This is a genomic window from Glaciibacter superstes DSM 21135 (assembly GCF_000421145.1).
Taxonomy (GTDB): Bacteria; Actinomycetota; Actinomycetes; order Actinomycetales; family Microbacteriaceae; genus Cryobacterium; species Cryobacterium superstes.
The window spans coordinates 177412-202299 of record NZ_ATWH01000004.1 but is presented as its reverse complement, the minus strand read 5'-3'; the positions used below and the strand labels follow the sequence as shown (position 1 = coordinate 202299).

Annotated in this window: 17 protein-coding genes; 15 read left to right on the top strand and 2 right to left on the bottom strand. The window is 66.2% G+C overall.

Translation table 11 applies throughout. The features are described from left to right. The first annotated feature begins 100 nt into the window (after positions 1-100). From K323_RS0106910 to K323_RS30020, 13 genes are all read left to right on the top strand, one after another. The gene (locus K323_RS0106910; RefSeq protein WP_022884558.1) at positions 101-994 is read left to right on the top strand and encodes a branched-chain amino acid ABC transporter permease; all 894 of its coding nucleotides are present in this window, start codon (positions 101-103) and stop codon (positions 992-994) included. Next, entirely contained in the window at positions 994-2031 is a 1038-nt protein-coding gene (locus tag K323_RS24705) for a branched-chain amino acid ABC transporter permease (RefSeq protein ID WP_084697073.1), read from the top strand. Before K323_RS0106910 ends, K323_RS24705 begins: the two co-directional genes overlap by 1 nt. Next, on the top strand, positions 2031-2807 hold the full coding sequence (locus K323_RS0106900) for an ABC transporter ATP-binding protein (protein ID WP_033372547.1): 777 nt from the start codon (positions 2031-2033) through the stop codon (positions 2805-2807). Before K323_RS24705 ends, K323_RS0106900 begins: the two co-directional genes overlap by 1 nt. After that, positions 2807-3517: an ABC transporter ATP-binding protein gene (locus K323_RS0106895; protein ID WP_022884557.1), complete on the top strand. Its 711-nt coding sequence runs from the start codon at positions 2807-2809 to the stop codon at positions 3515-3517. Before K323_RS0106900 ends, K323_RS0106895 begins: the two co-directional genes overlap by 1 nt. A 26-nt stretch (positions 3518-3543) precedes the next feature. Further along, the gene (locus tag K323_RS0106890) at positions 3544-4824 is read left to right on the top strand and encodes an aconitase X (RefSeq protein ID WP_026851346.1); all 1281 of its coding nucleotides are present in this window, start codon (positions 3544-3546) and stop codon (positions 4822-4824) included. Between the two features lie 4 nt (positions 4825-4828). Next, on the top strand, positions 4829-5278 hold the full coding sequence (locus K323_RS0106885) for an aconitase X swivel domain-containing protein (RefSeq protein WP_245570936.1): 450 nt from the start codon (positions 4829-4831) through the stop codon (positions 5276-5278). A gap of 198 nt (positions 5279-5476) precedes the next feature. Beyond that, positions 5477-6706 carry an NAD(P)/FAD-dependent oxidoreductase gene (locus tag K323_RS24700; RefSeq protein WP_022884554.1) on the top strand — a complete coding sequence of 410 codons (1230 nt, stop codon included), beginning with the start codon at positions 5477-5479 and terminating at the stop codon, positions 6704-6706. After that, positions 6706-7041 carry a (2Fe-2S)-binding protein gene (locus K323_RS0106875; RefSeq protein ID WP_022884553.1) on the top strand — a complete coding sequence of 112 codons (336 nt, stop codon included), beginning with the start codon at positions 6706-6708 and terminating at the stop codon, positions 7039-7041. The genes K323_RS24700 and K323_RS0106875 overlap by 1 nt, the downstream gene beginning before the upstream one ends. Then, entirely contained in the window at positions 7038-8516 is a 1479-nt protein-coding gene (locus tag K323_RS0106870; RefSeq protein ID WP_022884552.1) for an NAD(P)/FAD-dependent oxidoreductase, read from the top strand. The genes K323_RS0106875 and K323_RS0106870 overlap by 4 nt, the downstream gene beginning before the upstream one ends. Next, a complete protein-coding gene (locus tag K323_RS0106865; protein ID WP_022884551.1) occupies positions 8513-9442 on the top strand; it encodes a dihydrodipicolinate synthase family protein in 930 nt (309 codons plus the stop codon). Before K323_RS0106870 ends, K323_RS0106865 begins: the two co-directional genes overlap by 4 nt. A gap of 144 nt (positions 9443-9586) precedes the next feature. After that, positions 9587-10588: a proline racemase family protein gene (locus K323_RS0106860; protein WP_022884550.1), complete on the top strand. Its 1002-nt coding sequence runs from the start codon at positions 9587-9589 to the stop codon at positions 10586-10588. A gap of 9 nt (positions 10589-10597) precedes the next feature. After that, positions 10598-12127, top strand: coding sequence for an aldehyde dehydrogenase (NADP(+)) (locus K323_RS0106855; RefSeq protein ID WP_022884549.1), 1530 nt, complete (start codon positions 10598-10600; stop codon positions 12125-12127). Between the two features lie 377 nt (positions 12128-12504). Continuing rightward, entirely contained in the window at positions 12505-12669 is a 165-nt protein-coding gene (locus tag K323_RS30020) for a hypothetical protein (protein WP_022884548.1), read from the top strand. A gap of 198 nt (positions 12670-12867) precedes the next feature. Here K323_RS30020 and K323_RS0106845 read toward each other — a convergent pair whose 3' ends face one another. Beyond that, positions 12868-13698, bottom strand: a complete 831-nt coding sequence (locus K323_RS0106845) for an SGNH/GDSL hydrolase family protein (protein WP_022884547.1) — start codon at positions 13696-13698, stop codon at positions 12868-12870. A gap of 10 nt (positions 13699-13708) precedes the next feature. Next, complete coding sequence (locus tag K323_RS24695) at positions 13709-14365, bottom strand: HEAT repeat domain-containing protein (RefSeq protein ID WP_022884546.1); 657 nt, start codon at positions 14363-14365, stop codon at positions 13709-13711. 241 nt (positions 14366-14606) lie between these two features. Between K323_RS24695 and K323_RS0106835 the strand changes: the two genes are divergently transcribed. After that, complete coding sequence (locus tag K323_RS0106835) at positions 14607-20828, top strand: OmpL47-type beta-barrel domain-containing protein (protein WP_026851342.1); 6222 nt, start codon at positions 14607-14609, stop codon at positions 20826-20828. Continuing rightward, on the top strand, positions 20825-24853 hold the full coding sequence (locus K323_RS29345) for an OmpL47-type beta-barrel domain-containing protein (RefSeq protein ID WP_022884544.1): 4029 nt from the start codon (positions 20825-20827) through the stop codon (positions 24851-24853). Before K323_RS0106835 ends, K323_RS29345 begins: the two co-directional genes overlap by 4 nt. Positions 24854-24888: the final 35 nt, after the last annotated feature.

The window sequence follows — 24888 nt, the reverse complement described above, 5'->3', positions numbered from 1 at the left end:
GAACTGCGCGAGATGACGGATGCCGCGGCGCACGTCGCCGAAACGGCCCACGGCATCCGTCACCGCCACCGTATGCTTCGCTGACCCGAAACGGATTCTTATGGTCCAAGTCATCTGGGACGGGCTGTTCGTCGGCTCGTTCTATGCCCTGATCGCGCTGGGATACAGCATGGTCTACGGCATCATCAAGCTGCTGAACTTCGCCCACGGCGACATCTACATGCTCGGCGCCTTCATCGGTTTCGCCGCGCTGACGTCGCTCGGTGGCATCCCCGCCACTCTCTCCATCGGAGCGCTGCTGGTGGTGATGCTGCTCAGCATGGTGCTCACCGGTGGCGCCGGCGTGCTCATCGAACGGTTCGCTTACCGGCCGCTTCGCGGCGCACCCAGGCTCGCGGTGCTGATCACGGCCGTCGGTGTCTCGTTCTCGCTCGAGTACGGCATCGCCGCCATCGCAGGGCCGAACCCCCGTGCGTTCCCGATCCGCCTCGAGGGCAACGTGTTCAACATCATCGGCGCACGGATCTCGCTGCCGCAGATCATCCTCATTCTCATTGCGGGGGTGCTCATGATCCTGCTGAACTTCTACGTGCAGAAGACCTCGACAGGCCGGGCGATGAGGTCGATCTCGCTCGACCGCAACGCATCCCTCCTGATGGGCATCAACGTGAATCAGGTGATCAGCCGCACCTTCTTCATCGGTTCGGCCCTCGCCGGCGCCGCGGGTGTGATGGCCGGCGCGTACTACGGCAAGATCGACTTCCTGATGGGATTCATCATCGGACTGAAGGCCTTCACCGCCGCCGTCATCGGCGGTATCGGCAACATCAAGGGCGCCATGCTCGGAGGGCTGGTGCTCGGGTTCGTCGAGGCATTCGGGTCTGAATGGTTCGGCGGCCAGTGGCGGGATGTCTTCGCCTTCGCCGTGTTGATTCTCTTCCTGACCCTGCGGCCGACGGGCATTCTCGGCGAGCGTGTGACGGAGCGTGTCTGATGACCGAAAACGTCGACACCACACTCGCCCCGAAGAAGGTGGGCGCACCGCAGTCGTTCCTCTCCCGGGTCTTCGAGAGCAGGCAACTGGGCTGGGTCGCACTCGGGATCGCCCTCCTGGCACCCTTCGTCATCGCCACGCCGTATGCCCTGAACGTGATGACCACCGCGGCGATCTTCGTGTTGCTCGCCTCGGGCCTGAACATCGTCGTCGGCTATTGCGGGCTGCTCGACCTCGGATACATCGCGTTCATGGCCGTCGGGGCATATACGTCGGGGATCATCGCGAAGGCGTTCGAGTTGCCCCTGGTCTTCACGATTCCAGCGGTGCTCGTCATGACGGTGCTGGCCGGTCTCATCATCGGCGCTCCGACCCTCCGGCTACGCAGCGACTACCTCGCGATCGTCACCCTCGGATTCGGGGAGATCACCCGCATCACCGCGAACAACCTCACCATCACCGGCGGGCCATCCGGCATCTTCGGTATTCCAGGCTTGTTCGAGGTCGGCGACTTCGATTCCCAGGAGCCGGCGGTGTTCTACTACATCACCGTGCTGGTCGTCGCGGCATTCGTGCTTGCTGCTGCACGCCTGGGCAAGTCGCGGCTTGGCCGGGCATGGCGGTTCGTGCGTGAAGACGAAGACGCGGCGGAGGCCATGGGCATCCACACCTACAAGGTGAAACTGCTGGCCTACATCTTCGGCGCGATCTGGGGCGGCTTCGGCGGAATCCTGTTCGCCGCGCACCTGTCTGCCGTGTCGCCGCAGAGCTTCATCTTCCTGCAGTCGGCGCTGGTGCTGATGGCGGTCGTGCTGGGAGGCATGGGCAACATGCGCGGTGTGGTCATCGGTGCGCTGGTGATCAGCCTGCTGCCCGAACTGCTCCGCGACCTGTCTGACTATCGCTACCTGGCGTTCGGTCTGCTGCTCGTTGTGGTGATGGTGTTCCGCCCGCAGGGCTTCTGGCCGGCGCGCGGCTACGAACCGGAGCGGCGGAAGATGGAGAAACTCGACCCGGCACTGAAGGGGGCTAGCTGATGAGCGCCGTGCTCGAGGTGAAGGACCTCCAGATCGCCTTCGGCGGCGTGAAAGCCGTCGACGGGCTGAGTTTTGAGGCGCGCGAGAACGAGATCATCGCGGTGATCGGGCCGAACGGTGCTGGCAAGACCAGCGCGTTCAACTGCATCACCGGTTTCTACAAACCGACAGGCGGCGCCATCTCACTGAACGGCAAGGACATCACCGGCAAGCGTCCGGCCGATATCGCCGCCGCCGGAATCTCGCGCACCTTCCAGAATCTCCGGTTGTTCCCCGACCTGACGGTGCTCGACAATGTTCGGGCCGGGATGCATCTCTACGGCGGCCAGAACTGGGCGGATGCGATCTTTCACACTCCCCGGTTCAAACGGAGCGAGGCGCATTACACCGACGAGGCGCACCGCTGGCTTGACTTCGTCGGCTACACCGGGCCGCGCGGTGTGCCGATTCGCAACCTCGCATACGGCCAGCAGAAGCAGGTCGAGATCGCGAGAGCCCTGGCCCGAAAATCGGGTGTCCTCCTGCTCGATGAGCCGGCCGCCGGACTGAACTACACGGAAAAGCAGGGTCTGCTCTCCTTGTGCCGGCGCATCCGTGACCTGGGCACCGCCATCGTGCTGATCGAGCACGACATGGGTTTGGTGATGGAGTTGTCTGAACGGATCGTGGTGATGAACTTCGGGCACGAGATCGCCGAGGGCACACCAGCAGAAGTGAAGGCGAACCCCGCGGTGATCGAGGCGTACCTCGGCAAGGACGAGGAGGTGGAATCCTGATGGCGATGCTCGAATTCGACAACGTCGAGGTGTTCTACGGCAAGGTGCAGGCACTGCGCGGCATCAGCCTGCGGGTCGACGAGGGCGAGATCGTGGCGCTGCTCGGCAACAACGGTGCCGGCAAGACGACCACCCTGTCGACGGCATCCGCCCTGGTAAAGGCGCACTCCGGAAAGATCGCCTTCAATGGCGCCGACATCTCCAAGGCGCAGCCGTGGAACGTTGTCGGGGCCGGCCTGATCCATGTGCCGGAGGGGCGCCGTATCTTCAGCACGCTGACCGTGCTGGAGAACCTGCAACTCGGCGGCTATCTGGTCAAAGACCGCTCCGTGGTCGCCAAGCGCATTGAGCACGTGTACGAACTGCTGCCACTGCTCGCCGAGCGTCGTGCTCAGCAGGGCGGAACGCTTTCCGGTGGTGAACAGCAGATGCTGGCCATCGGACGGGGTCTCATCGCGGGGCCGAAGATGCTGATGCTCGACGAGCCGTCGATGGGGCTCGCCCCGTTGATCGTCGCCCAGGTGATGCAGGTCATCAGCGAGATTCGCGACCAGGGCACCACGGTGCTGCTGGTCGAGCAGAACGCGCGTGCCGCACTGAAGGTCACCGATCGCGCCTACGTCATCGAGGACGGCGTGACGACGATGGAGGGGAAGGCGGACGATCTGCTCGCAGACCCGCGCATCATCGACGCCTACCTCGGCGCGTGATGACGGACCCGCCGGCGGCAGTTGGGTTGATCGAGCCCGTTCACCTCGAGCTCTCCGGTGAAGATGAAGCGAAGCTCGCCGGTGAGCGCGGGCCGGCCGTCGCCATGGCCATGCGCCTGATCGTGGCGCTGGCCAAAGTTTCGCAGGCGCCGCGGCTGATCGACGTGGAGTCTGCCCACATCGACGGATGCCTCTACCACGGGCAGGCCGGGCTGGATTTTGCCGAGAAGCTGGCGGAGTTGGGCGCTTCGGTGAGTGTTCCGACGACGTTGAATGTCAGCTCGCTTGACCTCATGCATCCGGGGCTTGTTCGCCTGGATCCGGACGAGACGGCGGCGGCGAAGCGGTTGATGGACGCTTACGTGGCCATGGGGGCACGGGCAACATGGACCTGCGCGCCGTACCAATTGGCCGACCGCCCGGCCTTCGGCACCGACGTTGCCTGGGCCGAATCGAACGCGATCGTGTTCGCCAACTCGGCACTGGGCGCTCGCACCGCGCGGTACGGCGATTTTGCGGATGTCTGCGCTGCGATAACCGGACGGGTGCCGTATGCCGGCCTGCACGTGACGGCGAACCGCGTGCCGACGCTCGAGCTCGACTGCTCCGGCATCCCGACCCGCGTGCTCGACTCGGATGCCGCGTGGGCCGCGCTCGGGTTCGCCGTGGGGAAAACGGTCGGCGAGCGGGTGTGCATCCTCACCGGCATCGATTCAGAGGTGGCAGACGAGGATCGGCTCAAAGCACTCGGTGCGACGGCGGCGTCCAGCGGGGGAGTGGCGTTGTTCCATGTGGCCGGGGTGACGCCGGAGGCGGTGGCGGCTGGCGCCGACTGGCCCGCGCCCGATCTGCCGCGGATCTCGCTCACCGCCGACACGCTGCGTGCGGCACGCGACGACCTCACCACGGCGACGGTCGGCGACCGTCTCGATGCGGTGTCGATCGGCACGCCCCACTTCTCGCTCAGTGAGTTCGCCAAGCTGGCCGACGTGCTTCGTGATGGTGAGCCGTTCCATCCGTCGTGCACGGTGTGGATCTCGACGTCGCGTGACGTGCTGGCCCTGGCGCGAGAGGCCGGCTTCGCGCAACTCTGCGAACAAGCGGGTGCGAAGCTCGTCGTCGACACCTGCACGTACCTGGTGCCGATCCTCTCGGAGACGGTGCGCACGGCGATGACAACCTCTGGCAAGTGGGCCTGGTACGCGCCGGCGAACATGGGTATCGATGTGGTGCTCGGCTCGATCGACGAGTGCATCGCGTCGGCGCGGGCGGGGCGGGTGATCCGCGATGAAGCCGTCTGGCACTGAGGCGGTGACTGGCGATGAAGCGGTGGCTGGTGCTGAGGCAGGTGTGAGAGCGCAGATGCTCTGCGAAGGAGACGGATGCGGTGAGGTGCTCTGGCTCGACGAGCCGCTGTCGTTCTGGGGTGGCACCGACATCGCCACCGCCGTGATCACCGACGTGCACCACCCGCAGCACGGTATCTCCCTGGCTGGCCGGGTGCTGGTGATGAGCGCATCGCGGGGGTCGAGTTCGTCGTCGAGTGTCATTGCGGAGCAGGTGCGCGCGGGGGTGGCACCTGCGGCGATCGTGTTGTCGTCGCGGGACGCGATCGTGGTGCTCGGCGCGCTCGCCGCGGCCGAGGTGTACGGCACCCGACTGCCGATCGTGCTGCTGGGCTCCGCCGCGCTCGAGGGCCTGCCACGCACCGGGAACGTGTGCGTGCGCGCGGACGCGGACGCGGCATCCGTCACCTGGTAGCCAGTAGCGCTGCGCCGCTGGCACCCGAAAATGTTCTGGGCAACCGCAATTGCGGGTGCCCAGTGCATTTTTGAGCGCCAGGAGTTGGTGCCGCAACAACCGTGCACACGAGGAAGATGGGCGCATAGCGCAAACCACCGTGAATCCGCTATGGTATGTAACATATTATTGATCGGGCGAGGGGGCGGAGGAGCGAGCATGGCGAGCAGTGTGCTGATCGTCGGTGCCGGCATCATCGGTGCCGCCTGTGCTCGCGCCCTCGCGATGGCCGGCTTCGACGTCACCGTCGTCGATCGCGGCACGGTCGCAGGCGGCACCTCCTCCGCCTGCGAGGGAAACCTTCTCGTCTCGGACAAAGGCCCTGGACACGAACTGGTTCTCGCGCAATACGCGACCTCACTCTGGAAACAGACTGTCTCAGACCTCACCGAGCAACTCGGCGACGCCTTCCCCTCCGTCGAGTACGACCCGAAAGGCGGTCTGGTCGTCGCCACGACTGGCTCCGGCGCGCAGGCGCTTCTCGATTTCGCGGCCAGCCAGCGCGGCGCCGGTGTCGACGCCCGCGTGATCGAGCCAGACGAGGCTCGCCGACTCGAACCCGACCTGGGTCCACTCGCCGAGGCCGCCGTGCACTACCCAGAAGACGCCCAGGTGCAGCCCGCCATCGCCACGGAAGCCCTGATCGCCTCCGCCAGGCGATTCGGGGCACGAGTGCTCGAGAACACACCTGTTCTCGGCCCGGTGCATGACTCCTCCGGAGTACTCATCGGAATCGGCTCGCCGGCCGGTCACATCAGAGCTGAGCGCATCCTTATTGCTGCCGGCCCGTGGTCTGGCGAGGTGGCACGCATGCTCGGTGCGCCCCTGCCAGTACGCCCCCGGCGCGGCGAGCTCCTGGTCACCACACGCATGCGACACCGCATCTTCCACAAGGTTTACGACGCGGACTACGTCGGAGCCGTGGGCTCGGATGACAGCGCCCTGCAGACCTCGAGCGTCGTCGAATCGACGGCATCCGGCACCGTGCTGATCGGATCGTCCCGGCAGCAGGTCGGCTTCGACTCGCGGATGCGCGTGGACGCGCTCAGCGGAATCGCCGCGAAGGCGATCCGCCTGTTCCCGTTCCTCGCCGATGCCGCCGTCATGCGTAGCTACGGCGGATTCCGCCCGTTCATGCCGGACCACCTGCCCGTGATCGGTGAAGACCCACGGATGCCTGGGCTCTGGCACGCGACCGGTCACGAAGGCGCAGGCATCGGCCTCAGCCTCGCTACCGCGGAACTCATTCGCGACCTCATGCTGGGGGCGGATCCCGCCATCGACGCTGCACCGTTCTCAGTGGGGCGCGCATCCCTCGCCTCTCACCTCTCGGCGGCGGCCGGAGATGCGGTAGCCAGCAATGCCGCGCCCAGAGACGCGGTGGCCTGATGACGTCACGAATCCTCCCGTTTCAGAATGACCCGATCAAGCCGACAGCGCCCGCGCCCGTCACGATCACCGTCGACGGAGTTCCGGCGACCGGTGCCATGGGCCAGAGCCTGGCCGGGGTTATCCTCGCCAGCGGAACCCTCCGCTTCCGGCGTACCTCCGTGCACGGCGCTCCACGCGGAGTGTTCTGCGGAATCGGCGTCTGCTATGACTGCCTGGTCGAGGTCAACGGCCAGCGCGATGTGCGCGCCTGCCAGCGTCGCGCGCGTGACGGCGACGCGGTCGTCACCCAGCACGACGAACTCCCTGCCGCGCCGGCAGGTGATGCGGCATGAACACCTCACGAACTGACGTGCTCGTGATCGGAGCCGGCCCCGCCGGGCTCGCCGCCGCCCGCGCTGCCCGCGCTCGCGGCGCATCCGTCACCATGCTCGACTCCTCAGACCAGCTCGGCGGCCAGTTCTGGCGCCACCTTCCGCCAGAGCGCCCGTCGGCGAACGAACGGATGCTGCACCACGGCTGGGTGAAATTCCGCGAACTCAGTGAGACGGTCCTGTCCGACGACGGATGCCGCGTCATCCGCGGCGCCCAGGTGTGGGCCATCGAGCCCGACAGCACGAGTGCCGGCGCCGCGCACCTCGCGGTTCACGTTGTCGTCGGCGAGCCAGACGGCACAGGGCGCCGGCGCCTGGTGCTCACGCCAGACGCCATCGTGCTCGCCACCGGCGCACACGACCGCACGCTTCCCTTCCCCGGCTGGGACCTCCCCGGAGTCTTCACCGGCGGCGCAGCGCAGGCTCTCGCCAAAGGAGAGCGCCTCGCCGTCGGCCAGCGGGTCGTCGTCTCCGGGGCAGGGCCGTTCCTGCTGCCGGTCGCCGCCTCCTTGGCGAACACCGGCTCAGACGTGGTGGGCGTGTACGAGGCCAATCGGGTTCCTGCACTGGTGCGCGGCTGGCTGCCGAAGCCGTGGGAACTGGCCGGCGCCGCAGGCAAGGGCACAGAACTCGCCGGCTACCTGGCCGGCCACCTCCGTCATCGCATCCCGTACCGGCTCGGCCGCGCCGTTGTCGCTGCGCACGGAACCGACCGGGTTGAGGCTGTGACCATCGCCGCGGTCACACCGGACTGGGCGCCGATCCCCGGCACCAAGCAGCGTATCGAGGTCGACGCCGTCTGCGTCAGCCACGGCTTCACGCCGCGACTCGAGCTGGCCATCGCGGCCGGCTGCGAACTCACCGCGGAACGCTTCGTGCAGGTTGACGACAGCCAGCACACCAACGTGCACGGCGTGTTCGCGGCGGGCGAGATCACCGGCATCGGCGGAGTCGACCTCGCCCTCGCCGAGGGGCAGATCGCCGGGCACGCGGCTGCCGGTGGTCTCGCTGCCGACACCGAGGTGCGTTCGGCCGTTCGGCGCCGCCGCACGTTCCGGGGATTCGCGCGGCGCATCGAAGCTGCCCACGGCATCCGTGACGGCTGGCCGGCGATGCTCACCGACGACACCATCGTCTGCCGCTGTGAAGAGGTCAGTTACGGCACGCTGTGCCGGGCAACGGATGCGACCGGCTCGCGCTCCCTTCGCGCGCTGAAGCTCAGCACCCGCGCCGGCCTCGGCATCTGCCAGGGCCGCATCTGCGGACGCACGATCGAGGCGCTGCTCGCCGACCGGGTCGGCGATGCCGGACTCACCGACGGCGTCAGCACCGACCGCAGGCCGATCGCGGCGCCCATCAGACTCGGCGAACTCGCCGACCCAGCTCACCCCGACCCAGCATCCCAACACCCCGTTCCATTGAAAGGACCGAAATGAGCACGCAATTCGACCTCGGCGGCGTCATCGTCGCCACCACCCTCGCCTTTAAAGAGGACTCATCGGCGCCCGCCGGCCTGGCCGTCGATTATGACAAGTTCGCCGAGCACTGCGACTGGTTGATGAACAATGGATGCCGCGGGGTCGGTCCGAACGGATCCCTCGGCGAATATGAGGCGCTCACCGACGACGAACGTCGCAAGGTGATCCAGGTCGCCGTGAAAGCCGTTGACGGCCGCGGCGTTGTCATCGCCGGCGTGCACGGCACCGGATGGCATGCTGCCAAGCGCTGGGCCGAATACGCCAAGGAAGACGGAGCAGACGGCCTGTTGTTGCTGCCGCCGACCATCTACAAGTCCAACGACGATGAAATCGTCGAACACTATGCAAAGGTGGCCGAGGTTGGCCTGCCGATCATGGTCTACAACAACCCGTTCTCCACCAAGATCGACCTCTCTCCTCAGCTGATCGCCCGGCTCGCCGAAATCCCGGAGGTCGTCGCGGTCAAGGAGTTCTCCACCGATGTGCGCCGGGTGCTGGAGATCAAGGAACTCTGCGACATCGACGTCATCTGCGGTTCGGACGACCTGCTCTTCGAGTCACTCGTGGTCGGCGCCGACGGCTGGTTCGCTGGCTACCCGAACGCCTTCCCCAAGGAAGCCGTCGAGATCTACGACCAGGTCAAGGCCGGCAACATCGCCGAAGCGCTTGAGCTGTACCGGCACCTCATCACGGTCTTCCGCTGGGACACCAAGGTCGAGTTCGTGCAGGCGATCAAGCTCTCGATCGACCTGGCCGGCGCCAGCTATGGTGGCGTCACCCGCCCGCCGCGTGGTCCGCTGAGCGCCGAGCAGGATGCCCAGGTGCGCGCCGACACCAAGAAGGCACTCGACTACATCGCCAGTCGCCGCGCCACCGCCGCGTAACGCCGTGCGAGAGTGACCTTTCCGGTCGAGAGTGACCGGCGGAACGGGCGCACTCGACCGGAAAGGTCACTGTGGCGATGCGGGTGGCCGCGCAGCGGCGCAACCCCTGCGCCAAGTCCTATGAGTTCTTGAGAGGATGGCAGTATGCGTTCCAAGCGGATGTTCACCGCGGTCGACTCGCACACCGAGGGGATGCCCACCAGGGTCGTCACCGGAGGCGTGGGAGTGATTCCGGGCGCCACCATGAACGAGAAGCGACTGTATTTCATGGAGCATCTCGACGACATCCGTCTGCTGCTCATGAACGAGCCGCGGGGGCACGCGGCCATGAGCGGCGCGATCCTGCAGCCGTCGACCAGGCCCGACGCCGAGTGGGGCGTCGTGTATATCGAGGTCTCCGGATGCCTGCCCATGTGCGGTCACGGAACCATCGGTGTCGCCACCGTCCTGGTCGAAACCGGAATGGTCGAGGTCGTCGAGCCGGTCACGGAGATTCGCCTCGACACCCCGGCCGGTCTGGTCATCGCCCGGGTCGCCGTCAGCGACGGCCACGCGGACTCCGTCACGATCGAGAACGTCCCATCGTTCAGCGTTCGGCTCGACGACACCGTCGATGTTCCCGGTTACGGCACCATCGGGTACAGTCTCGCATTCGGCGGCAACTTCTACGCCATGGTCGACCTCGACGCGATCGGCCTGCCGTTCCACCGATCGGCGCAGCAGGCGATCAGTGCCGCGGGCCTGGCGATCATGGAGGCGATCAACGAGACGAACCCTCCGCGGCATCCGTTCATCGATGGCGTCGACCACTGCCACCACGTCGAGTTCATCGCGCCTGGGTCGACGGCCGAGCATTCCCGGCACGCCATGGCGATCTACCCCGGCTGGTTCGACCGCTCGCCCTGCGGCACCGGAACCTCTGCCCGCATGGCGGAGCTCTGGGCACGCGGCGAGCTCGCCCTCGACACCGACTTCGTGAACGAATCCTTCATCGGCTCACGATTCACCGGTCGCCTGATCAGGGAGACCACCGTCGACGGCATCCCGGCCGTGGTGCCAACCATCACCGGTCGGGCCTGGGTCACCGGCATCGGCCAATACCTGCTCGACCCCTCAGACCCCTTTCCCACCGGATTCCAGTTCTAAAGGAGCACCATGAACGCGCAGACCCCGACCCCCACCACGCCAGCCACCACTTCGCCGGAAGAATTGGACCGCATCGCCCGGCTGGCGACGGATGCCGCACCGGCCTGGGCAGGCACGTCACCTCGCGACCGGGCCAGGGCGCTGGTCGCGGCGGCGGATGCGCTGGTCGCCGACAAGGCAGAGTTGGTCGACATCGCGATGGCCGAGACGGGGCTCTCGGAGGCCCGCCTGAACGGGGAGCTGACCCGTACGGCGGTGCAGCTGCGACTCTTTGCCGACACCATCGTCGACGGGGAGTACCTCGACGTGCGCATCGACGAGGCTGATGACGCATTCGCCCTCGGGGTGCGTCCAGACCTCAGGCGCTACCTGATTCCGGTCGGGCCGGTGTTGAACTTCTCCGCCAGCAACTTTCCGTTCGCGTTCTCGGTGGCGGGCGGCGACACCGCCGCCGCGCTCGCGGCAGGCAACCCGGTGATCGTCAAGGCGCACTCAGGGCACCCGAGGCTCTCGGAGCGCACAGCTGCCGTTGTGGCCGACGCCCTCGAAGGTGCCGGTGCCCCCGCCGGCGTGCTGCAGTTGATCTTCGGCCAGCAGGCCGGCGTCCTGATGCTGAAGGATCCGCGCATCGCGGCCGGTAGCTTCACCGGCTCGATCAGGGCCGGCCGTCTCCTCGCCGACATCGCGGCAGCGCGACCGACGCCGATCCCGTTCTACGGGGAGCTCGGCAGCGTGAACCCGGCATTCGTCACGAGTGCCGCACTAGGCGCCGGAGCTGAGGCGATCGCCGACGGCTTCGTCGCCAGCGTGGCGGGCTCCGCCGGGCAGCTCTGCACCAAGCCGGGATTCCTGTTCGTTCCGACCGGCCACGGCCTGGACGATGGGCTGGCCACCAGGGCGGCGGCGGTTGCAGAACACCGACTGTTGAACCCCGGAATCGCGCGTGGCTACGGCGAACGGCGCGACAGCATCCTGGGCACTGCGGGCGTTCGCGTGATCTCGGAAGGTGCGTTGCGCATCGACGAAGACGGCCAGGGCTGGGCGACACCGACGCTGGTGAGTGTGAGCGCCGGCGACCTGGTTGCGCACCGCGACACTCTCGCTGAGGAGGCTTTCGGGCCGCTGTCCGTCGTGGTCGAGTACGACGACGAGGCCGAGTTGGCTCCGACCGCCGATGCGTTGTTCGAGGGCAACCTGACCGGCACCGTGCATGTGGGGGACGGCGAGGACTCGCCAGCGCTCCGCAGCCTGGTCGGCTGGATCACCGAGCACGCCGGACGCGTGTTGTTCGGTGGCTGGCCGACCGGTGTCGCGGTGACTCCGGCGCAGCAGCACGGCGGACCGTGGCCGGCGACGACCAACGACAGCAGCACCTCGGTGGGGACAGCGGCCATCAGCCGGTTCCTGCGGCCGGTCGCGTACCAGAGCGCACCACAGGCGCTGCTGCCGGAGCCACTGCGCGATGACAACCCCTGGGGCGTCCCGCAGGTTCGCGCGCACGCGGGCGAATCGCAGTCCTGGGGTGACACCTCCCGCTGACTCGGGCCTCCGCTGGCTGCGGATGCCCGACTGGCCTGCACTGCACTGCACGCGACGCGACGCGACGCGACCGCGTCACGCGGCTGAGGCGCACGCGGCTCAGGAGGGTGTGACGCGGGGCAAGCGCAGGCACACGGTGGGGAGGGCTACCCCGACGATAACCCACCCCCGGCAGGGAGTGCTTCGATCTCGCCTCGTCCGGGCCTCCTCGATGAGACCTAAGGGCGATTTCACGGGGCGCACCCCCATATAGTGGCGATCTTACCCGTGTGCGCTCGGAATCGAAAGGGGTGCGCCCACACTCCGACGCGGCACCCAGATGGGGGATAGGCTCGGAAACAAACGGGGATCTCCCCGCGAGAAGAAAGGTCGCCATTATGAACCTCCTGCTCATCATCGTTGCCGTCGTTGCCGTCGTGCTTCTGATCACCGGTGGACTGGTCGAGTCGCTGCAATTCCTCCTCTGGGTGGGAATCGTGCTCGCGATCATCGCGGTCATCATGTTCCTCCTCCGGTCCATCTCTGGCAGGAAGAGCGTCTAGCACTCGAACTCTCCGCTTCCACGCGGAATGACGAAGGCCGCGCGGGGTTCCGCGCGGCCTTCGTGCTCCCGTGGTGCGTCCGGCCGCCCGTCGCCCGCGAATACAGCAAGAACGCCCGAAACGCCGTCAGATGCTGATGTTCTCGATGACAGGTGGCCATTCCTTGATGTCTTCGCGCGTCTGGTCGGAGACGTCGGCTCAGCCGAGGTCGACCGGCGTGAGCTCCGGGCGCTTCGGAGGGCGGCCGTCGCCAGACGAGCGGCCGGTCAGCCGACGGCCGATCCACGGCAGTACGAACTCGCGGTAGTAGGCGAGAGTGCCCTGCACCCGCTCGTCTGAAGGGGCCTCGGCCGTCGCTCCAGCGCCCCATTCCCCGGGCACCGGCACATCGAGCGCTTCGAGCACATGGGCGGCAACTCGGGTGTGCCCGCGGGCGTTCAGGTGTAGTTTGTCGGCCGACCAGAAGCGACGCTGCCCGAGTTCGGTGTCAGCCCAGTTGTCTACAAAAGTGACCCCGGGCATCCCCTTGCCGGCGAACAGGGGGCGCACCGCGGCCGCCAGCTGGTCGCCCCTGCGCTGCATGAGCGAGCCCATCGGCAGGTGCGCAGACGGGTTGGCGCCGCTCAGCATGATGACGTGGGTGCCCTGCTCTCCGGCGCGATCCACGACGCGCATCAGCAGGTCGACGATGTACGAGATCGCCACCTTCGGGCGCATCAGGTCGTTGCCGCCGCCGCAAATGCTGAGCAGGTCGGGGCCGAGCGCAAGGGCCGGCTCGAGTTGTTCGGTCACGATCGGTGCGAGCAGCTTGCCACGGATGGCGAGGTTCGCGTAGGTGGGCGGCACTGTCGCCGCACTCGCGAGCCCGAAGGCCACCAGGTCGGCCCAGCCGCGCACCTGGCCGTCGCCGAGTTCATCGCCGACACCTTCGGTGAAACTGTCGCCGATGGCAACATAACGCTCATACTCAGCGCGCTGGTACTCAGCGCCCTGGTATGCGGCGGGCTTGTTCGCGGCGCGCTCGGTCATGGTGCGCCGGTCAGGCTTCGGTGCTGTCGGTGCTGTCGGTGCTGACGGTGCTGACGGTGCTGTCTGTGTTATCTGTGCTGGCAGACGTGTCGCCCTCGGTGTCGGCAGAACCGGCGTCGGAGGTGCCGCCGACTCGGGATGTCAGGAGGTCACGGGCCTGCTGCGCCGCGCGGCGCACGTCTTTGTCTGGGTCGCGCAGTCGCTGTTCGATGGTGGGCAGGTGCTCGGCGGTGCCTTGCGCTGCGAGGGCGTTCAGGGCGGCGACGCGAACGCGCGGGACCTCATCCGTCGTCAATCTGACCAGCTTGGGCGCGACCTGGAGGCCCCGGAGCAGGATGACTTTCGCGCACATCTCGCGCACCCGCCAGGCCTGGTTGGTGAGGCCGACGACGACATACGGGGCCGCGTTCTCGCCCCAGACGTGCAGGAAGGTGCGCGCACCCCAGAGTTCAGGCCAGTACAGGGCGGGGGCGCCTTCCAGGATGCCGAGCGCGTGTCGCCCGCCGGCGTAGAGCAGGAAGTCCTTGCCGGCATTCTTCGCGCGGAGCAGCGCGATGGCGCTGTCGATGACAGCGGACTCACCGTAGTGGTCGACGGCGGCCTTGATGCGTTCGTCGGTCGGGCTTTCGATCGGAACGCCCGGATGCGGCGTGAGTTTGTTTGACATGGCGGCTCCAACGCTACCCCGGTGGGCGCCCCGTCGTCGCATTGCGCTGCCCACGCAGCGGCAGTGAGCAGTACGAGAAAAGTATGTATCCCTGGTTTTCGCCCAATCCAGGCCGAAAGCAGGGCTATAGCGCGGACATTTCCGAAACATTCCGAAAAGGCTTGCGTAAAACATCACGGCATCGGTAACGTTCCTCAGCAAGAGTGTCTGGCTCAATGGCGAGAGGTATGAACTGGTGGCGTTGAAGTACACGAGGACCGCACACAAGGCTCGCGGACTGCGGTCCGCACTGGCAATCGGGTTGACAGCGGCGGTGACCGGTTCCCTCCTGATGTCGTCGCCCGCAGTTGCGACTCCGAACGAGGACGTCGGGTATCCGGTCTTCACCGGCAGCGAGAATCCGGTTCCCGCCACTGGAGTCGATTACAACCCGCACAGTCAACTGCAGGCGATCTTCGACGAAGATGTCGCGCAGGGCGCGGGTGCGACGACTGACAATGACTTCTGGTTCGACGAGATGCTCGCTCGCACCGGTACAGACGGCAGCCACGGTGACAACAACCAGTGGCTGTTCACCAGGGGTCGTGCCGTGTTCATGAAGGAGCACTCCCCTGCCACCCTCGGCTTCGGGGGCCAGGTCGCCTATTGGGAGTCGATCGACAACCGCGGTGCATACTCGATCACGGCATCCGTCGACGGTGAAGCCGTCTCGCTGACGGAAGACACCGCGGCACGCAAGCAGACCCCAAGCTATTGGCGCAGCGTGCACAACAACGCTGCACGCGGCATCCAGGTCATCCAGACGAAGTACATCACAGACGCCAACGTCGCGGTCACCGATCTCGATGTGGTGTCGACGGATGCCGCGAGAAGCGTGAAGCTCCGGGCCACGTCGCCGTACGCGTCGATTGTCGAGGGCGAAGAACTGACCGGTGCAGTTACGGCGTTCAACAAGCTGACCACGATCTTCCCGCGCTTCTCCGGCGACGGCTTCGTACCCGATGGCGGAAGCCTCACGGCGACGCTCGACGTGCCGGCAGGCGGGTCGGCCTCCACGAAGGTGCAGCTCGGTTTTGTCACGTCGGAGATCGCAGAGTCGCGCACAGAGTACGACGCGATCAGGGCGACGGCACCGGTCGAGGCGTACACCGCGCACGTCACCGCGTACAACGCGTGGTGGGCAGACAACGTGCCGTACCTCGACACCCCTGAGGACAACATTGACAAGACGCTGTTCTACCGCTGGTGGCTGATGCGGTTCAACTTCCTCGATGCGAACATCCCTGGCAACGACTACCAGTTCCCGACTTCGATGGAGGGTGTTCTCGGCTACAACAACGCCATCGTGCTAACCGCCGGCATGTTCATCGACGACCTCAAGTACTTCAGGGACCCCATTTACTCCTATGGCCCATGGGTATCGGCAGGCGAGACGTCGAAGAGCTACAAATACGTCGACAACCCGGGTGACCCGGCCAACTGGAGCAACAGCTACACGCAGTACATCTCAGAGGCCGGCTGGCGCTCCTACCAGTTGCACGGCGGACCGCCGGCGATCGCCCAGAACCTTGCGGAGTACGCCGAGTACGACGTCAAGGGCCTCATCGACGCCTACGACACAGACGACAGCGGGCTCATCGACTACAACTGGGGTGCGATGACCGGAAACGACGCCGATGCGGTGTCGTTCCACGAGCGCCCGAACGCCTCCATGGACCGGGCGGAGAACGCCTACCTGTACTCGAATGCGAAGGCGTCGGCAGAGGCGTATCGGCTCGCCGGCGACACGGCGAAAGCCGATGAGATGGACGCGTTCGCGCAGAACATCAAGGACAAGGTCGTCGAGCTCCTCTGGGATTCAGACGAGAACCTCCTGAAGCACCGCTTCACCAGTGACGGTCAGCTGGCCAAGTGGAAGGAGATCAACAACTACTACCCGTTCAGCGTCGGCCTGATGCCGAAGCCGGGAGACGACGACTACAACGACGACTACACCGAGGCGCTCCGCCTGTTCGCGGACGACGACGAGTACCCGATCTTCCCGTTCTACACGGCGAACCAGGCAGACCAGGCCGAGTACGGCGGACCGGGAAGCAACAACTTCTCCGTCATCAACTCCACGGTGACGTTCCGCATGCTCTCGAGTGTGCTCCGGGACTACCCGACCGAGTACATCGACGCCGAGTGGTACAAAAAACTCCTCTACTGGAACGCCTGGTCGCATTACGAGAACGACGGTGACAACCGTCTGCCAGACCAGAACGAGTTCTGGTCTGACGGGTCGGCCGATCCGCAGAACATCGGCTACCGCTCCTGGATCCACCACACGATCCTCGGGGCGACGAACTTCACCATGATCGAGGATGCGATGGGCCTGCGCCCGCGCAGTGACGGCAAGGTCGAACTCGACCCCGTCGACATCGACTGGGACCACTTCACGGCGAACAACATCAAATACCGTGACAAGGACCTGACGATCACCTGGGACCAGCCGGGCGGCGAACGGTATTACGGCGACGCTGTCCCTGAGGGCTACTCCGTGTTCCTCGACGGCGAGCTCGCCTTCACCGTCGACCAGTTGGCCCACGTGGTCTACGACCCGGCAACGGGGGAGGTCGAAGCACCGTCAGATGTGACTGTCAGCACCAGCACGACGGCAACCGTCGACGCACCGGAAGACGTGAGCTTTGCGGCATCCGACCGTGTCGTCGACCTGTTCTCCAAGGCCGGTGCCGACATCGACCCTGCCAGCGTCGGTTCACAGAACCTCGCGGCAGGAAAGACGGCGACGGCCACGTTCTCGGCAGATGGCCGTGCACCAGCAGGAGCCGTGAACGGCACAACGATCAACGAACCATTCTGGGGCTCGGCCGGGTCGCCGAATGCCACGGACAGCCTCGAGATCGATCTCGGTTCCCCGCAGCCGATCGATGACATCCGCACGTACTTTTACACGTCGTCGTCGACGGCGACCGTGCAGGGCTATGCGGAGCCGTCCGTCTACACACTCGAGTATTTCGACGGTTCTGACTGGGCACCGATCCCGGCCCAGGCGCGAACGCCGGTCTACCCGCAAGGTAACTTCAACCGGGCGCAGTTTCCGGCGGTCACGGCCAGCAAGGTACGTGTCACGTCGACACACGCCGCCGGGTCCACGACGGGAATCAAGGAAGTGCAGGTGTTCAACACCGGCGTCGAAGCGCCGGCATCGACCAACCAGGCACCCCACGTCGGCGCCTGGCGTGACTCCGGGTTCGTTGCGTCTGGTCAGGCGCGCCTGATCGGCACGGTCAAAGATGACGGGCTCCCGGGCGACGCGCTCGTTAGCGAGTGGTCGGTCGTCTCCGCGCCGCAGGATGGCGTCGCCGTTTTCGACGACCCATCCTCTGCGACGACCATCGCCCGGTTCACGACCGCAGGCGAGTACACGCTCGGGCTCACCGCGACAGACGGTGAGCTGACCAGCACGAAGGACATCGTCGTACTCGGCGATGTCGCAACCGGCGGTACGAACGTGGCATCCTCTGCAACACCGACCGGAGAATTCACCGCGGGTTGGAACGACGTGAACGCGGTGAACAACGGCACCATCCTGCACTCCGGCGGGGCCCAAACTGAACTCTGGGGCACCTGGTCAGGAGAACGACCGGCAACGCGGTGGCTGCAGTATGACTGGCAGAACCCCGTGCGGGTCGGCTCGATGTCGGTGAGCTTCTGGGGAGACCAGGGCAACAACGCGGCATCGGGCGCCGGCGTCAACATCCCGAAAAGCTGGAAGGCCCAGTACTGGGACGGCGCAACCTGGGTCGATGTGGAAAACCCGGAAGAGTACGGTATCGAGCGCACCGAACCGAACTCCGTCACCTTCGACGCGGTATCAACGACCAAGCTGCGCCTCATCCTCAGCGCGGCCGGCCCGGGCACGGGAGGCGAGCCGTACGCGGGAGTCGCCGTCAGCGAGTGGGAGGTCTTCGCCGTCGCGCCAGACTCGATCGAGCCGATCGACGTGCGCACAGGTGTCGACGAGGTCCCCGTGCTGCCGACGACCGTGACCGGAGTCTTCTCAGACGGTTCCCGTGCCCAGCTTCCCGTCGCCTGGCCGCCGATCGCGGCGGAGCAGGTTGCTGCGGAAGGGAGCTTCCCCGTGCTCGGAATCGTCGATGGCTCACCGCTGCCGGCCACCGCCACCGTGTGGGTGCGGGCGACCCCACCCGGCCAGATCAATACCGTCGACCCTGTGGCGGTCACGACGAGTGCCGGTGTCGCGCCCCAGCTCCCCGGCACCGTGACCGTGCAGTACAACGACGGGTCGCGCTCCAGCGGCATTCCCGTCGCCTGGGAAGACATCGACCCGGCCGACTACGCCACGGACGGAAGCTTCACCGTCGCCGGCACCGTGGAGAACTCCCCGGTCGGCGCCGTCGCGACGGTCAATGTCGGCTCAGGTGGACCTGGCGGGGAAGACACGACGAAGCCCGTCGTGACCCTGCAGCCTGACGCCTCCGTCCCTGCCTCCGGCTGGTACACCGCCGACGTCTCCATCACTGTCTCAGCGACCGACAATGCGGACCCCGCCCCGATGATCGAGGTGGGCGTCGACGGTGGCGAGTGGTCCACATACACGGATATCGTCGTCTCGGGAGACGGAGACCACACTGTGCGGGTGCGTGCCACGGACGCGGCGGGCAATGTTTCGAGCGAGAAGGAGCTCGCGTTCAAAATCGACGCGACGGCTCCCGTCGTCACACCCGTTCCTGACGCCGTCGCCCGCACCGTCAAGGCGACCGCGAGCGATACGCTGTCAGGGCTGGAGTCGATCGAGTACCGGGTTGCGGACGCAACAGAGTGGACGCCGTACACTCGTTCTGTGCTCGTCGGACTCGGCGAGACGACCGTCACTTTCCGGGCGAGCGATGCCGCAGGCAACGTCAGCCAAGAAGTACAAGTGGTCGTGCCGGAGACCGACGGCAATCACCGTCGCAACGTTGCCCTGCTGGCGACACCGACGGCATCCGTCACCGCCGGCTGGAACTCCGTCGCCGGGTTGAATGACGACGTCGCACCAACGGCATCCGGAGATGTGACGCCGAACGACAATGTCAATGTCTGGGGCGCCTGGCCAGAGATCGGCCAGCAGTGGGTGCAGTACGACTGGACCGAACCGGTCACCGTCGACGAGTCCGGCCTGTATTTCGTGGAGAACCTCGACGAAGCCGGTATCGGAATCGCCGTTCCGAGCAAGTGGAAGCTGCAGTGGTGGGACGCCGACGCCGGAACCGACGGTGAGTGGGCAAACGTGGCAGGCGCCTCGGCGTACGGCACAGAGGTCGACACCTTCAACTCGGTGACCTTCGACGAGGTGACAACGACCAGACTGAGGGCGGTGCTCGAAGCAAGGGGCGAGGTCTCGGGCGAGGGCAGCCTCGGCATCAAGGAGTGGCAGGTCTTCGAGGCGAGTGCCGTCGACGTTCCAGACGTCGAGGCGCCGCTGCTGGCCACGGCCGTCGATCCGCTGGCGCCGTCCGGCGGCTGGTACACGGCCGATGTCACGGTGACGGCAACCGCCGTCGACAATCGCGATGGACTCCCCGTAATCGAGGTGAAGGCGGGTGATGGCGAGTGGGCAGCGTACGCGGATCCCGTCGTCATCGACTCCGATGCGGTTCACAGCCTGCAGTTCAGGGCAACGGACGCGGCAGGCAACGTGTCGGAGGTGCAGGCCGTCGAGGTGAAACGCGACACGGCACCGCCTTCGGCTTCGGCTTCGGCAGACGCCAACACCCGCCAGGTGAGGATTGAGGCCGAAGACCTGCTCTCAGGCGTGACGTCCATCGAATACCGAGTCAGAGCCGGTGACTGGGTGGGATACACCGCCCCGTTCACCGTCGGTGACGAGGCGCAGACCGTCGACTTCCGGGCGACGGACGTTGCTGGCAACGTCTCTGCTGCGGGTGAGATCGAGATCGCGGTCAACCCGACGGACCCGACGGACCCCACCGATCCGACCGACCCGACCGATCCTGGTGAGCCGAGCGGCCAGCTGACCGGCAACGAGGTCGTCACCATCGGCGTGAGCCGGGTCGCACCTGGTGGGCAGCTGCCAATCACGGTGACCGGCGCCCAGCCCGGCGCGGTCTTCAGGGTAGAGCTCCACTCCGAACCGGCGGTACTAGGAAACCTGACGGTTGGAGAGGACGGCAGTGCGACGGGAACCTTCACGATCCCGTACAGCACGAGTGCAGGAGAGCACCGAGTCGTGCTTGTGCTCCCGGATGCAACGCTCGAGGCCACCATCACCGTGGTGCCCGCCGGCGTCAGCTCTCCCGATGTGATCGCCTCGACCGGTGTTGCGGATGGGACGGCATCTGCCGGCTGGCTGGCCGTGCTCGCCTTGCTGGCCGGGCTCGTGCTGACAGCGGTCACTATTCGCGTGCACGGCCGTAGGGCGATGGTGAAGCGGTGAGATCCGTCATCCGTCTCACCGCGTCCATCAGCTGCGCACTCCTGCTCGGAACCGGTCTCGTCGTGGCCGCCGCAACTCCGGCTGCGGCGGCCACCGAGAATCCGATTCTGGGCGACGGCAGCTACTACTCGGCCGACCCGACCGCGCTTGTCGTCGACGACACGCTCTATGTGCACGCCGGTCGTGACGAAGCGGGTGAGACGCAGAACGACTTCATTATGAACGAGTGGCAGGCGTTCTCGACAACGGATGTCGATGGCGGCCAGTGGGAGCACCACCCGAACCAGATGCGTCCTGAAACGGTCTTCGACTGGGCGACACCGGGGCGGGCATACGCGGGCCAGGTTGTCGAGGGGGTCGACGGTCGCTTCTACTGGTACGTGCCGGTGAACGAGAAGGACAGTGTTTCGCCTGACGCCTTCGGGATCGGCGTTGCCGTGTCTGACAGTCCACTCGGGCCGTGGACCGACCATGCCGGGGGTCCCATCGTCTCGCAGGAGATTCTCGGCAACACCATCCATAACATCGACCCGACGGTCTTCGTCGACGACGATGAGCGGGTCTACCTGTACTGGGGGAGCTTCGGCCAGCTTCGCTCAACCGAACTGGCCGCCGACATGAAGTCGCTGGTGGGAGAGGTGCAGTCGGTGGGCGGGCTGACCGGGTACTTCGAGGCGCCGTGGCTGTTCGAACGGGACGGCACCTACTACCTGGCCTATGCAGGCAACAACGCCGGGCCGACCTCCGACTGCACGCCGGCGAACTACCACGCCTGCATTGCGTACGGCACCGCAGACTCCCCGCTCGGCCCATGGACGTATCGAGGCACGGTTCTGAAACCGGTGTCATCGACCACCAGCCACCCGGCGATCACCGAGTTCAATGGACAGTGGTACATCGTCTACCACACGGCGGACGCGGTCGGCGGGAACCACTTCCGGCGCTCTGTCGCCATTGACGCACTCGAGTGGGACGACACGCAGACACCGGCGCGCATCAAGACCGTCACGCAGACGCCGGAGAAGTCGGCCGACCTGACTCCCCGCGCGAACATCGCACCGTGGGCGTCCGTCACCGTCTCGAACGACCCGGTTCCCACCCAGTACTGGGTGAAATCGCTGAACGACGAGATCATCAGGCCGAATCCGCTGCCGCCGGACATGTGGGGCAGCTGGACGGGAACGAGACCGGCCGAACAGTGGCTCCAGTACACCTGGGACCAACCAGTTCGGGTGGACAGCGCCGAGATCAAGTTCTGGCGCGACGCGCCCCCCGGCACAGGAAACGGTGTCTCAGACCCGGCATCCTGGAAGCTCCAGTACTGGAGCGCTGGCACCTGGCTCGACGTGCCGAACCCGAGCGAATACGGAGCGTCGACGACATCCGTTCAACAGGTGAACTTCGACGCCGTGACGACGACGCAGCTGCGGGCAACACTCGCCGCGTCACCAGGAGATGCCAACCCGGCTGAGTACTCGGCGCTCGCCGTCGAGGAATGGAAGGTCAACGCTACTGCGGCGACGGGTGTGCGCGAGGCGACGGCGACCACGCTCGTCGGCGAACTGCCGATATTGCCAGACCTCGTCACCGTCGACTATGCCGACGGGTCAACTCTGCAGGCACCGGTGCGCTGGGATTCCATCGACGAAGCGGATGTTGCCGCCGCTGGCACGATCACCGTCTCCGGTTTTGTCGAAGGCTACGCCGGCGGAACGGCCACGGCGACGGTCACGATCACCGAGGAACCGGCGTGGCGCACGAACGTCGCTCCCCAGGCCCAGGCGTCGGCGTCGTACACCGCAGACTGGAACAGCACTGGCGGCCTGAACGACGGCGTGGAGCCGACCACCTCTGGTGACACGCCGGACGAGAACCCGACGGTGTGGGGCGCGTGGCCGCAGGTGGACGACCAGTGGATCCAGTACGACTGGGCAGATCCGGTGACCTTCGACGAGGTGAGCCTGTACTTCATCCACAACCTCACGGGTGCCGGAGACGGCATCGCCGTTCCACAGGACTGGAGCCTCGAATACTGGAATGCCGACGCCGATGGTGGTTCCGGCTCTTGGGCACCTGTCGGAAACCCGACCGGGTACGGGACAGACGTCGACCGCTACAACGTGGTCGGCTTCGACACCGTGACGACCGACAGGCTCCGCGCGAATCTGACCGCGGCAGGAACGGTGTCCGGGCAGGGAAGCCTCGGCGTCAAGGAGTGGCAGGTGCGCGGGGAAAACATCGATGTCACCGCACCGGAGATCACCATGAACGCCCGCGGAACAGAGGGCGGAGCCGACTGGTTCGTGTCGCCGGTGACCGTTCGCGTGACCGCCGCAGACGACCGCGACCAGCGGATGACCGTGGGAACCCGGGTCGACGACGGCGAGTGGGCGAGCACCGAGAATGTGCGATCCAGTGAGGTCGTCGTGGCGAATGACGGTCTTCATACAATCAGGGGCACAGCGACGGATGCCGCCGGCAACGAGTCTGCTGAGCAGAGCGTTGCGGTATCGATCGACACGCAGGTGCCGACGGCGGAAGCCGTGGTGGACGCTGAAGGGCGGTCCGTGACCGTGACGGGCGCCGATGACGGTTCCGGTCTGGCCGGCCTCCAGTTCTCCGTCGACACCCAGTCCGCGTGGCAGGACTACGGCGAACCGGTCGTCGTCGACGAGCAGAAGCACGACGTCTTCTATCGCAGCGTCGATGTGGCGGGCAATGTGTCTGCTGCCGGCAAGGTTACGGTCCCGCTCTCGAACGATGCGCCCCTGGTCGGCAACATCGCGCCGCTCGCTGTGCCGACGGCATCCTTCACCTCCGGGTGGAACAGCGTGACCGCGCTGAACGACGACGCGGAGAGCGGCGCATCGTGGGGCACCTGGCCGATGGTCGGTGAGCAATGGATCCAATACGAGTGGGACAGGGAAGTGCCGATCGACCGGGCGGAGATCAAGTTCTTCGCCGACCAGCCGGACGAGGCGAACGGCGGGGTCATCCCGCCGCGCAGCTGGACGCTGCAGTACCTCGACAAGGCGACGCAGGCGTGGACGGATGTCCCGGCATCCGTCGACTATGCCCGTGAACGGGAGGTATTCAACTCCGTGGCATTCGAGCCGGTGGTGACGACGAGCTTGCGCGCGGTCATGCGGGCATGGGGTGAGGCAGAGGGCGAAGGATCAAGCGGCGTGTTCGAGTGGAGAGTTTTCGCCGCCCTGCCAACGGAACCACCGGTGGACACGACACCGCCGACGGTGTCGCTGAACGCCGCACCGGCCGAACCGGACTCCGGCTGGTACACGGGCGAGGTCACCGTTGCGGCTCTGGCGACGGATGACACCGACGATGCACCGCTCGTCGAGCAGAGCCTCGACGGGGCAGAATGGGTGGCATACGCCGGGCCGATCGTCGTCGCGGCAGACGGTGAGCACCTGTTGCGTGCACGAGCAACCGATGCCGCCGGCAATGTCTCCGAGGTCCAGGAGGCCCGGTTCCGAATCGACTCAGAGGCGCCGGTGACCACAGCGTCTGTTGCAACACTGACGGCGACGAGTGCGATGGCAGAAGCGGCCGCCGATGGTCTTGGCACGCCGAATGAGCCGGCTATGGTGACCTTCACAAGTGCAGACGCCCTCTCCGGTGTGGCCGTCACCGAGTATTCCGTCGGCGAGGAGTGGGAACCTGTGCCGGAGTCTGGCGTCACCTTTGCCGAGGTGGGCTCGTACACGGTGTTATACCGGTCGGTCGACGTGGCCGGCAATATCGAGCAGGCGCAGAGCATCGCGGTTGAGATTGAGCCGGTCGAGATCGAGCCGGTCGACCCTACCGTGCCGCCTGGCGAACCCGGTGAGCCAGGACAGCCGGGAGGAGCGGGAGGGCAGAGGCCAGACAACACGCCAGGCCAGGGCGCAGGTGGCCTCGCGTCCACCGGCTCCGAGCCTGGCCCCTGGGCGGTTCTCGCCCTGCTAGTCCTGTTCGCCGGCGCTGTGACGTTGCGCCTGCGTCGGAAAGCGGAGCGGGCGAGATAGCCTGCGCGCGGTCACAACCGAAGGAATTGAATGAC

Coding starts and splice junctions, on each gene's coding strand:
- K323_RS0106860 (WP_022884550.1), top strand. CDS start 9,587: ATGCGTTCCAAGCGGATGTTCACCGCGGTCGACTCGCACACCGAGGGG.
- K323_RS0106910 (WP_022884558.1), top strand. CDS start 101: ATGGTCCAAGTCATCTGGGACGGGCTGTTCGTCGGCTCGTTCTATGCC.
- K323_RS30020 (WP_022884548.1), top strand. CDS start 12,505: ATGAACCTCCTGCTCATCATCGTTGCCGTCGTTGCCGTCGTGCTTCTG.
- K323_RS0106900 (WP_033372547.1), top strand. CDS start 2,031: ATGAGCGCCGTGCTCGAGGTGAAGGACCTCCAGATCGCCTTCGGCGGC.
- K323_RS24705 (WP_084697073.1), top strand. CDS start 994: ATGACCGAAAACGTCGACACCACACTCGCCCCGAAGAAGGTGGGCGCA.
- K323_RS0106855 (WP_022884549.1), top strand. CDS start 10,598: ATGAACGCGCAGACCCCGACCCCCACCACGCCAGCCACCACTTCGCCG.
- K323_RS24695 (WP_022884546.1), bottom strand. CDS start 14,365: ATGTCAAACAAACTCACGCCGCATCCGGGCGTTCCGATCGAAAGCCCG.
- K323_RS0106870 (WP_022884552.1), top strand. CDS start 7,038: ATGAACACCTCACGAACTGACGTGCTCGTGATCGGAGCCGGCCCCGCC.
- K323_RS0106865 (WP_022884551.1), top strand. CDS start 8,513: ATGAGCACGCAATTCGACCTCGGCGGCGTCATCGTCGCCACCACCCTC.
- K323_RS24700 (WP_022884554.1), top strand. CDS start 5,477: ATGGCGAGCAGTGTGCTGATCGTCGGTGCCGGCATCATCGGTGCCGCC.
- K323_RS0106845 (WP_022884547.1), bottom strand. CDS start 13,698: ATGACCGAGCGCGCCGCGAACAAGCCCGCCGCATACCAGGGCGCTGAG.
- K323_RS0106895 (WP_022884557.1), top strand. CDS start 2,807: ATGGCGATGCTCGAATTCGACAACGTCGAGGTGTTCTACGGCAAGGTG.
- K323_RS0106875 (WP_022884553.1), top strand. CDS start 6,706: ATGACGTCACGAATCCTCCCGTTTCAGAATGACCCGATCAAGCCGACA.